Origin of the sequence: Mesorhizobium sp. M7A.F.Ca.CA.003.01.2.1 (genome assembly GCF_003998945.1) — a bacterium.
GTDB classification, from domain to species: Bacteria; Pseudomonadota; Alphaproteobacteria; order Rhizobiales; family Rhizobiaceae; genus Mesorhizobium; species Mesorhizobium ciceri.
This window is the reverse complement of record NZ_RZRA01000084.1, coordinates 1-9,353: the sequence shown is the minus strand read 5'-3', so window position 1 is coordinate 9,353 and position 9,353 is coordinate 1. Positions and strand designations below refer to the sequence as shown.

Sequence of the window (9,353 nt, the reverse complement as noted above, 5' to 3'; positions counted from 1 at the left end):
ATCCAGGTAAGCGCGATGCGAGGATCGCCCAATACGGCTGCTCCCGATCCGCTATGTTGCGACCTTCCGGAAACGGACGCGATCACGGGGTGCTTTGCAAGATCCACGTCGTGCCAGTCGTCTTCCGCCGCCTCGCCGATGACAAACAGATTGGCGCAGGCATTGTCCGCAATGAGCTGCGGCGCCCCGACGGCGCAGAAATCGTCATACCGTGAGTCCGGGATTTCGATCGCCGGGTGCAAGCTCGCCACGGCTTCCATCGCCTCGGCGATTTCATAGGGTGCCGCACGAGGCGGCAGCTCGCGGCCGAAACGGAAAGCGAACTCGATCTCGGCCACGCGCATCTTGCTCGTCGCCAGGGAAACGGTCCCGCCGATCTCCACCGCTTTCTCGGCCAGGAGACGTCCGGCCATGGGGCCGTCGACGTTGATGTGCCTTTGTCCCGCCAGACTGGTCGCGGCAATCTTCCAGCCGAAAAGCGGAGCCGCCGAGCGATCCATGACATGCGACTGGACAGCGTAACCTTCGAGCCGTGTTTGTGGGCGCAACGCCTCGGGTATGGCGTCGAGACGGGTGCCCTTGTCCCAGTGGCCTACCAACAACCGCGACGCAGCCCTGGTCTTTTCTGCATCGAGCATCATCAGCTTCCGAAATTGCTTCCTGGATCAAAAACGGCAAGGAAACATTGCGTCATGCGACGCTGTATGGAGCGAGAATATGTGACCAGGAATCGAGAGTCCATGTTCACGGCGTGGTGCCCGCGACGGTGGTCTTGGCAAAGCCGCCCTTTCGAGATCATCGGCATCCATCATTCCGATGACGAATCGCCATCGCCTCTGCGCGTCGAATGGCTATATCTGTCAGAACACGCAGAACGCGGACAGCTTCCGAAAAGCAACAGTCGGCAGCGCAGGAACCGGAGGAAAAGACGATGACCGCGCCAGGCGATTTGCAGCAGGCAGTGTTTCTCAGGCTGAGAAGCGACGCATCGCTGTCGGCCTTGTTGGGCGGCGCCGGACTGCTCGAACGGCCAACCGACAACGCCGCTTTTCCGTACGTGACCTGCGGCCATACCTCCGCTTTCGACTGGGATACGGGCATCGAGAACACTGACGATCAGTTGATTACGCTGCATGTCTGGTCGAAAGCCCATGGTGATGCCGAAACGCTAGCCATCATGGCCGCCATCCAGGTGCGCCTTGCCGACGCAGCATTGGTGATCGGCCCTCGCGGCCAGACACGACTGTCGCTGGAATTTGCCGAAGCCCGCCATGACGAGGATCTGCTCGTGCATCACGGGCTGCTGCGTTTTCGCGCGATGACGCAGGAAAATGCCTGATGCGCTTTCAATATGGTCAAAACGGAGTCTAGACTGGACTTTCGCGGGATTTCGCCTGTTCGAGGCGGTGAAATCCCAGGTTGACTGTCTCGCGTTGCAGGGGTGTGGCGAGGATGTTTTCAGCGGCGTTCACCGTTCATTTCACGTTCAGCACCGATGCGTTACAACGCCGGTCATGAAAACGCTTCGCTCCCACTTCCGAACCGCGACACTGGCGCTTTGTGCTGCCGGGCTGTTTGCGTCGCAGGCGATGGCGATGCCGGTCATCGCGCCGCCCGACCTTGCCAGTCCGATCGTACTGGCGGCCTCCGATTGCTACGCCATCGGCCAACAGGTGGCTGAGCAGAATGGCGGAACGCTGGCCAAGGCCTCGCAATCGACGCGCGGCGGTCAGCCTGTCTGTGTCATCGTCGTGCTCGTTCCGGGCAAGGACGGACAACGTCCGCGCCGTTCCGAGATCGTCGTTCCGCTGAACTGATCCAATCAATCTTAGGCTACGTTTCCCAGGCCGCCGGAATCGGCCTATATCTGCCCCAGTTTTCAATCCTACAAAGCTCTTCCATCCGACAAAGCTCTTCAACAGGTATCGAACTCCGCATGCGTGTACTGGTCGTCGAAGATGACAAGGATCTCAATCGGCAGATATCGGATGCGCTGGTCGATGCCGGCTATGTCGTCGACCGCGCCTTCGACGGCGAGGAAGGCCATTTCCTCGGCGACACCGAGCCCTATGACGCGGTCGTGCTCGATATCGGCCTGCCGCAGATGGACGGCATCAGCGTGGTCGAGCGCTGGCGACGCGGCGGCCGCAAGATGCCGGTGCTGATCCTGACGGCGCGCGACCGCTGGAGCGACAAGGTTTCCGGCATCGATGCCGGCGCCGACGACTACGTCACCAAGCCGTTCCACATCGAGGAGGTGCTGGCGAGGCTACGGGCTCTGATCCGGCGCGCTGCCGGCCATGCCTCGTCCGAGCTGACCTGCGGACCGCTGCGCCTCGACACCAAGGCCTCCAAGGCCGATGTCGGCGGCGTGCCGCTGAAGCTGACGTCGCACGAATTCCGCCTGCTTGCCTATCTGATGCACCATATGGGCGAGGTCGTCTCGCGGACCGAACTGGTCGAGCATCTCTACGATCAGGATTTCGACCGCGATTCCAACACCATCGAGGTGTTTGTCGGGCGGCTGCGCAAGAAGATGGGCATCGACATGATCGAAACCGTGCGCGGCATGGGCTACCGCATGCGTGAGCCGGAGGCGTAACTCGGAACCGCTCAAACCAACCGCAAGGACGCCGCTTTCGCTGCGTTTGTGGCCGCGTTCGCTGACGTTCCGCGTCATCGCCTTTTCCACGGTCTGGGCGATCGTGACGCTCGTTGTCATCTTCACCTTGATCACCACCCTATACCGCCAAGCCAGCGAGCGCGGCTTCGACAGCCTGCTTTCGGCGCATCTGTTCAACCTGATCGGTTCGATCGGCATCTCCGACAGCGGTGCGCTGACCGGCGCGCCAGATCTCGGCGACCTCCGGTTCTCGGAGCCGAATTCGGGCTGGTACTGGTCGGTTGAGCCCGCTTCGGAAGGCGTGCATGGCGATCTCCATTCGTCGTCGATGACCACGACGATCCCGTCACCGAGCGTTGCCGAGGTGCCGTTCAACGCGAGCTTCCAGCGCAGCTACGCAGCCGAAGGCATCGACGGCGAGCAACTCGAAGTGTTCGAGAGCGAATTCGTCCTCGACGCCAAGAACCGCGCCGCGCGTTTCCGCGTCATGGGCAACCAGAGCGAACTCGAACAGGAAATCGCCACCTTTCAGCGCCGCCTGCTGACCTATCTCAGCCTGTTCGGCGTCGGCATGATCGCCATCAACGCGATCGCAATCCTGCTCGGCCTGCAGCCGCTGCGCCGGGTCAGGAACGCGCTCGCCATGGTGCGCGAAGGCACCGCCCAGAGGCTCGACGGCCGCTTCCCGGCCGAGATCGAACCGCTTGCCAACGAAACCAATGCGCTGATCGAAAACAACAGGCGCATCGTCGAGCGGTCGCGAACACAGGTCGGCAATCTCGCCCATTCGCTGAAGACGCCGCTGGCGGTACTGCTCAACGAGGGCCGCGCGCTCGGCGGCGCCAAGGGGCAGTTGATCGCCGAACAGGCGGCTTCCATGCAGAAGCAGGTCGAACACTATCTCCAGCGCGCCCGCGTCGCGGCACAACGCGACAGCGTCGTCTACCGCACGCCGGTGACGCCGCTGGTGCAGCGCATGGTGCGGGTTCTGCGGAAGCTCAATCCGCAGACAAATCTGTCGCTGTCGCTGCCGGCGGGCGAGATCGTCTTCGCCGGCGAGCGCGAGGACCTTGAGGAACTGCTGGGCAATCTCCTTGAAAACGCGATGAAATGGGCAAAGAGCGCGGTGCAGGTCTCGATCGTGCCCTTGACCGGCAAGGACGACCCGGCCGGCCTGTTCGAGATCGGCATAGAGGATGACGGTCCGGGCATTCCCGAGGACAAGGCTCGCGAGGCGCTGAAGCGCGGACGGCGTCTGGACGAGACAAAGCCCGGAACAGGTCTGGGCCTGGCCATTGTCGCAGACCTCGTCAACGAGTATGGAGGCGTTCTGGCGCTCGAACGGTCCGGTATGGGCGGATTGAAGGCGGTGGTGCGATTGCGGAGCCTTCAGTGATGTTCACCAGAGCCGATCGACATAGAGGGGCGGGAGATGTTGTTGGCGGCATGTCCATTGGTCCCGCAGCGGCCAGCGGCCAAATTTCCGACAAATATCAATATTATGGCCACGCCGACTTCTCGATGACGCGGCCCCCGGCGCATCCATGGCAGGCTCCAACTCAAGAAAACCGGTTGTTGGCATGAAGATTCGCGTCGCGCTTGTTTCCGCATTGCTGGCTGTTTCCGGCTGCACCACCTTGAGCGGCAAGGGTCCAACCGTGGCAGCGACACCGGCCTCGACACCTCCTTCCAGCGGCAAGGTGACCACGACGATCATTTCGGCGATGGGCGGCGGCCTCATCAGCGGGGCGATCGGCAACGGCCTCAGCGAGACCGAGAAGCGCAGCGCGCTCGAGGCTGAGTACAAAGCGCTGGAATACACGACCAGCGGCCAGAAGGTGACGTGGAAAGGCGCCCAGGCTTCGCGCTACGGCGAGGTGGTTCCGGCCCAGCCCTACCGCGTCGGTTCGCAGGACTGCCGCCAGTACACGCAGACGGTGTTTTCCGGCGGCGCCGGAGTCACGGCGCGCGGAACCGCTTGCCGCAACGCCGATGGCAGCTGGACGCCGCTGACCTGACGACCGTCTGCCGACGATTGGCGGCTGGCGTCGTCAAAGCGTCGCAGCATGCATCTGTTGGCACGGCAGAGCTCTGCCGTTATTGGAAGAACCATGCTGTTCTGGGTCATAGCCGCCATTCTCACGCTGGGTGCAAGCCTGGCGGTGCTGTTGCCGCTGGCCGCCAGCGCGAAGGGCGCGTCGTCGAGCGGCGAACATGATCTCGAAGTCTATCGCGACCAACTGTCCGAGCTTGACCGCGACGCCGCGCGTGGCTTGATCCAGCCGGCCGAAGCGGCCGAAGCCCGCGCCGAGATCGCTCGCCGCATCCTTCGCCTTGACAATGCGGGTACCGCCGGTGGCGCAAACGCGGGCCGAGCGCCGGCCACCGCAAGGCTGGTGGCAACCGTAGCCGTGCTGGCGGTGCCGCTGGTCAGTTGGGGGCTCTATGTCAAGCTTGGCTCTCCCGACCTGCCGTCACAACCGCTCAGCGAGCGGTTGGCCAAGAATCCCGCCGACAGTTCGGTCGACGAACTGGTGGCGCGGGCCGAAGCCCATCTGGCCGCCAATCCCACCGATGGCAGGGGCTGGGACGTGCTTGCCCCGGTCTATCTGCGCATGCAGCGCTTTTCCGACGCGGCGGATGCCTATCGCAACGCCATTCGGCTTGATGGCGACAGCGCCGTTCGCCAGGCCGGTCTCGGAGAGGCGATCGCCGGCGCGGCAGGCGGCATTGTCTCGGCCGATGCCCAGGATGCTTTCGAGGCAGCCCTGAAGCTCGATCCGGCCAATGCGAAGGCCAGTTTCTACCTGGCCATGGCGTTGGCGCAGGAGGGTCGCGCCAAGGAAGCGACCACGGCATGGCAGGCGATGCTGGGCAGATTGCCGCCGGACTCGCCATGGCGCGGTGCCGTCGAGCAGGCGCTGGCCAAGTCCGGCAACCCCGAAGTGGCTTCTGGCGACGCCGCCAACGGCCCCGATGCCGGCGATATCGACGCCGCATCCTCGATGTCGCCGCAGGATCGGGAAGCCATGATCAACACCATGGTTGCCGGCCTTGACGACAAGCTGCGGCAAAATCCGCACGACGCGGAAGGATGGATGCGGCTCGTTCGTTCCTATGTCGTGCTTGGCAAGGCCGATCAGGCGCGTGAGGCGCTCGGTCGCGCCATTGCCGTCTTTGGGGCCGACAGTGACCAGGCGAAGAAGTTCACCGCCTTTGCCGCTTCGCTTGGGCTTGCGGCGACGGAGTAGAACAAGACATGACGCGCAAGCAGAAACGATTGTCGGTGATCGCGGGCGGCCTGGTCTTCCTGGGTGCCGCGACCGGGCTGACTTTCTACGCGCTTGGCCAGAAGGCCTCCTATTTCTACATGCCGGCCGATCTCACCACGGCAAGCGTCCAGCCTGGCCAGCGCATCCGGTTGGGTGGATTGGTCGAAAAAGGCACGATCCAGCGCGGGCAGGGGGCCACGGTCGGCTTTTCGGTCACCGACACGCACAAATCGGTCAAGGTCACCTATACCGGCATCCTGCCCGACCTTTTCCGCGAAGAGCAGGGCGTCATCACCGAGGGTAGTTTCGGCCCGGACGGGGTTTTTGTTGCCGATAGCGTGCTGGCCAAGCATGATGAGCGCTATATGCCCAAGGAGGTTGCGGACGGCCTCAAGGCCAAGGGCGTGTGGCAGGAGAGCAAGAGTGAATAGCTCCGGCAGGAGAGCGACAGTGGATCACGGGCATGGTTGAAACCGGACATTTCGCCCTCGTCCTGGCGTTTGCGCTTTCGCTGGTGCAGACGCTCGTGCCGCTGTTTGGCGCACGCCTGAACAACCAGCGCCTGATGGCCGTCGGGGGTCCGGTCGCGGTGACCGGCTTCGCCTTGACGGCGCTGTCTTTCGCAGCGCTGGCGAGTGCCTATGCGAGCTCCGATTTCTCGGTGGCAAGCGTGTGGGAAAACTCGCATTCCTTGCAGCCGTTGATCTACAAGATCACCGGAACCTGGGGCAATCATGAAGGCTCGATGCTGCTTTGGGTGTTGATCCTGACCTTCTTCGGCGCACTCGTCGCCGCTTTCGGCTCCAACCTGCCGGCGACGCTGCGCGCCAATGTGCTTGCGGTGCAAGGCGCCATCGGCGCCGCCTTCTTCCTGTTCATCCTGGCGACGTCCAATCCGTTCATCCGGCTCAACCCGGCGCCGATCGAAGGCCGCGATCTCAACCCGATCCTGCAGGATCTCGGCCTCGCCATCCACCCGCCGTTCCTCTATCTCGGCTATGTCGGCTTCTCGATCTGTTTTTCCTTCTCGGTCGCCGCTCTCATCGAAGGCCGCATCGACGCGTCCTGGGCGCGCTGGGTGCGGCCGTGGACGCTGGTCGCCTGGATGTTCCTGACCGGCGGCATCGCCATGGGATCGTACTGGGCCTATTATGAACTTGGCTGGGGCGGTTTCTGGTTCTGGGATCCAGTCGAGAACGCGTCTTTCATGCCGTGGCTGGCGGGCACCGCGCTGCTCCATTCGGCCATTGTCATGGAAAAGCGCTCGGCGCTGAAGATCTGGACGCTGCTGCTCGCCATCCTGACCTTTTCGCTGTCGCTGCTCGGCACCTTCCTCGTGCGTTCGGGCGTGCTGACCTCGGTGCATGCCTTTGCAACCGATCCGACCCGGGGCGTGTTTATCCTGTGCATCCTGACGTTGTTTATCGGCGGCTCGCTGGCGCTGTTTGCGCTGCGCGCTTCCCGGTTGACGACCGGCGGCCTGTTCCACCCGATTTCCCGAGAAGGGGCACTCGTCCTCAACAATCTGTTCCTGACCACGGCGACGGCGACCGTGCTTGTCGGCACACTCTATCCGCTCGCTGTCGAAGCCTTTTCAGCCGACAAGATCTCGGTCGGCGCGCCGTTCTTCAATCTCACCTTCGGGCCGCTGATGGTGCCGCTGCTGCTCGTGGTTCCGTTCGGGCCGTTGCTGGCCTGGAAGCGCGGCGATGTCTTCGCCGTCGCGCAGCGCCTGATGGTGGCCTTTGCTGCGGCACTGCTGGCGACGCTGGTCACCGCTCTGTTCATCGACGGCGGCTCGGTGTTCGCAGCCCTGGGCGTAGGCCTTGCCGTCTGGCTGATCCTTGGCGCGCTCACCGATCTCGCCGTCAAATCCGGCTTTCGGACCGTCGCAACGGGGATCATGGTCCGGCGCTTGCTCGGCTTGCCGCGCTCGGTCTTCGGCACAGCCTTCGCTCACCTCGGCCTCGGCCTGACCACGCTCGGCATCGTCGGCACACTTTGCTTCGGCACCGAGAAGATCCTGTCGATGCATGCCGGCGAGACCGTCGAACTGTCCGGCCATACGCTGCGTTTCGTCGGGCTTTATCCGGCCCAGGGACCGAATTACAGCGAGGATCGCGGCCGCTTCGAGCTGATCGGCGTCAGCGGCAGCCCTGTTGGCGAAATCAGCTCCGCCAAGCGGTTTTATCCGGTGCGGCAGATGACGACGACGGAATCCGGCATCAGGACGATCGGTTTCTCGCAGCTCTACATCTCGCTCGGCGACGAGGGCAAAGACGGTTCGGTCGTCGTGCGTTTGTGGTGGAAGCCGCTGGTGACGTTGATCTGGGGCGGTGGCCTGATGATGATGGCGGGCGCGGCGATGTCGCTGATGGACCGGCGCCTGCGCGTCGGCGCGCCGTCGCGACGGCGCAAGCAGGCGAGCGTGGTGCCATCCGCGACCCTGCCATGAACGCACGGCTTTCGCTGACCTCCATTATCCTGCTGCTGGCGCTGTTTTTTGCCGGCACGGCCTTGGCGGTGAAGCCTGACGAGATGCTGCCTGATCCTGCACTTGAGGCGCGGGCTCGGGCGCTTTCGGAAGGCTTGCGCTGCATGGTCTGCCAGAACCAGTCGATCGACGAATCCGATGCCGACCTTGCCCGCGACCTGCGCGTCCTCGTGCGTCAGCGCCTCGTCGCCGGCGACACTGACCAGCAGGTCATGGACTACGTGGTTTCGCGCTATGGCGAGTTCGTGCTGCTCAAGCCGCGTTTCGACCTGCGCAATGCATTGCTGTGGGGCACGCCTGTCCTGCTGTTGCTGGTGGGAGGCGTTTTCATCGTGCTGACCGCGCGGTCGCGTCGCTCGACGGCAACCAATGCGCTGACCACTGAGGAACAGGCGGCGCTGGACAAGATACTAGGCAATTAGCTCGGCCATTCCTCCGAGGGCCAGTCCCGCGACGTGTGAATGACGCGCAGGATAACGACGCACTGACGGCCAGCGATCGGGCGCAACTCATAAGCAATGATGTACGGCGGGCGGCCGATGAACGTCTCATATGTGCCTGTTACCCGGCCTGGCCGGCCCGTCGCCATATCACCAAGGCCTCGGCCCATTTCACGAATACGATCCGCCAGGCGTGCTTGCTGTCATTTATGAAAGCCTTGTGCTGAGTTGTGTACAAGATAGCGCATAGGGCATCGCGGCCAACGGGTTTGTGCGTCTCCCGACCCCAAAACATTACCAAAGTTTCATGTGTCGGAAATGGCGCTGTAATGTGCGCCACTCTAATTCTCTTGCTTGAGGATGCCCATCAGCAGCGTCCATTTGGAAAGAGGATACGAGATCCATGAATATTGCCCCCCGTTCATATTCCGTCACCCGCAAGCGTCTCATGGCTGCCGTCGCGTCTGTAGCCGTGGCCGGTGCGATCGGCGTCGGTGCGCTGACCAGCGGAACCAGCCCTGTTC

At 63.1% G+C, this 9,353-nt stretch carries 10 protein-coding genes and 1 pseudogene; 9 read left to right on the top strand and 2 right to left on the bottom strand.

Features of this window, described 5'->3' with window-relative positions; all coding sequences use genetic code 11:
* On the bottom strand, positions 1 to 638 hold a 638-nt coding region (locus tag EN969_RS06015), incomplete at its 3' end, for a hydratase (RefSeq protein WP_127419023.1).
* Positions 639 to 931: 293 nt separating this feature from the next.
* Here EN969_RS06015 and EN969_RS06010 point away from each other — a divergent pair.
* The 9 genes from EN969_RS06010 to EN969_RS05970 all read left to right on the top strand — a co-directional run bounded on the left by EN969_RS06010 (position 932) and on the right by EN969_RS05970 (position 8,811).
* Positions 932 to 1,339 (top strand): DUF3168 domain-containing protein, encoded by a 408-nt coding sequence (locus EN969_RS06010; protein WP_013532641.1) that lies wholly within the window; start codon positions 932 to 934, stop codon positions 1,337 to 1,339.
* A gap of 175 nt (positions 1,340 to 1,514) precedes the next feature.
* Positions 1,515 to 1,817 (top strand): hypothetical protein, encoded by a 303-nt coding sequence (locus EN969_RS06005; RefSeq protein ID WP_013532640.1) that lies wholly within the window; start codon positions 1,515 to 1,517, stop codon positions 1,815 to 1,817.
* A 119-nt stretch (positions 1,818 to 1,936) separates the two neighbouring features.
* The gene (locus EN969_RS06000) at positions 1,937 to 2,602 is read left to right on the top strand and encodes a response regulator transcription factor (protein WP_013532639.1); all 666 of its coding nucleotides are present in this window, start codon (positions 1,937 to 1,939) and stop codon (positions 2,600 to 2,602) included.
* Positions 2,586 to 4,019: an ATP-binding protein gene (locus tag EN969_RS05995; protein WP_013532638.1), complete on the top strand. Its 1,434-nt coding sequence runs from the start codon at positions 2,586 to 2,588 to the stop codon at positions 4,017 to 4,019. Before EN969_RS06000 ends, EN969_RS05995 begins: the two co-directional genes overlap by 17 nt.
* Before the next feature lie 184 nt (positions 4,020 to 4,203).
* A complete protein-coding gene (locus EN969_RS05990) occupies positions 4,204 to 4,641 on the top strand; it encodes a hypothetical protein (protein WP_013532637.1) in 438 nt (145 codons plus the stop codon).
* A 93-nt stretch (positions 4,642 to 4,734) separates the two neighbouring features.
* A complete protein-coding gene (gene ccmI / locus EN969_RS05985) occupies positions 4,735 to 5,874 on the top strand; it encodes a c-type cytochrome biogenesis protein CcmI (protein ID WP_127419022.1) in 1,140 nt (379 codons plus the stop codon).
* An 8-nt stretch (positions 5,875 to 5,882) separates the two neighbouring features.
* On the top strand, positions 5,883 to 6,326 hold the full coding sequence (gene ccmE / locus EN969_RS05980) for a cytochrome c maturation protein CcmE (RefSeq protein ID WP_013532635.1): 444 nt from the start codon (positions 5,883 to 5,885) through the stop codon (positions 6,324 to 6,326).
* Positions 6,327 to 6,358: 32 nt separating this feature from the next.
* Positions 6,359 to 8,350: a heme lyase CcmF/NrfE family subunit gene (locus EN969_RS05975; protein WP_013532634.1), complete on the top strand. Its 1,992-nt coding sequence runs from the start codon at positions 6,359 to 6,361 to the stop codon at positions 8,348 to 8,350.
* Positions 8,347 to 8,811, top strand: coding sequence for a cytochrome c-type biogenesis protein (locus tag EN969_RS05970; protein ID WP_013532633.1), 465 nt, complete (start codon positions 8,347 to 8,349; stop codon positions 8,809 to 8,811). The genes EN969_RS05975 and EN969_RS05970 overlap by 4 nt, the downstream gene beginning before the upstream one ends.
* Here the strand turns inward: EN969_RS05970 and EN969_RS05965 are convergent.
* A pseudogene (locus EN969_RS05965) lies at positions 8,808 to 9,026 on the bottom strand (type II toxin-antitoxin system RelE/ParE family toxin); the annotation flags it as partial. The gene EN969_RS05970 and the pseudogene EN969_RS05965 sit on opposite strands and share 4 nt — an antisense overlap.
* Between the last annotated feature and the right edge of the window lie 327 nt (positions 9,027 to 9,353).

Excerpts from the sequence above, each read along its gene's own strand:
- EN969_RS06010 (WP_013532641.1), top strand. The coding sequence starts at position 932 with ATGACCGCGCCAGGCGATTTGCAGCAGGCAGTGTTTCTCAGGCTGAGA.
- EN969_RS06005 (WP_013532640.1), top strand. The coding sequence starts at position 1,515 with ATGAAAACGCTTCGCTCCCACTTCCGAACCGCGACACTGGCGCTTTGT.
- EN969_RS06000 (WP_013532639.1), top strand. The coding sequence starts at position 1,937 with ATGCGTGTACTGGTCGTCGAAGATGACAAGGATCTCAATCGGCAGATA.
- EN969_RS05990 (WP_013532637.1), top strand. The coding sequence starts at position 4,204 with ATGAAGATTCGCGTCGCGCTTGTTTCCGCATTGCTGGCTGTTTCCGGC.
- ccmI (WP_127419022.1), top strand. The coding sequence starts at position 4,735 with ATGCTGTTCTGGGTCATAGCCGCCATTCTCACGCTGGGTGCAAGCCTG.
- ccmE (WP_013532635.1), top strand. The coding sequence starts at position 5,883 with ATGACGCGCAAGCAGAAACGATTGTCGGTGATCGCGGGCGGCCTGGTC.
- EN969_RS05975 (WP_013532634.1), top strand. The coding sequence starts at position 6,359 with ATGGTTGAAACCGGACATTTCGCCCTCGTCCTGGCGTTTGCGCTTTCG.
- EN969_RS05970 (WP_013532633.1), top strand. The coding sequence starts at position 8,347 with ATGAACGCACGGCTTTCGCTGACCTCCATTATCCTGCTGCTGGCGCTG.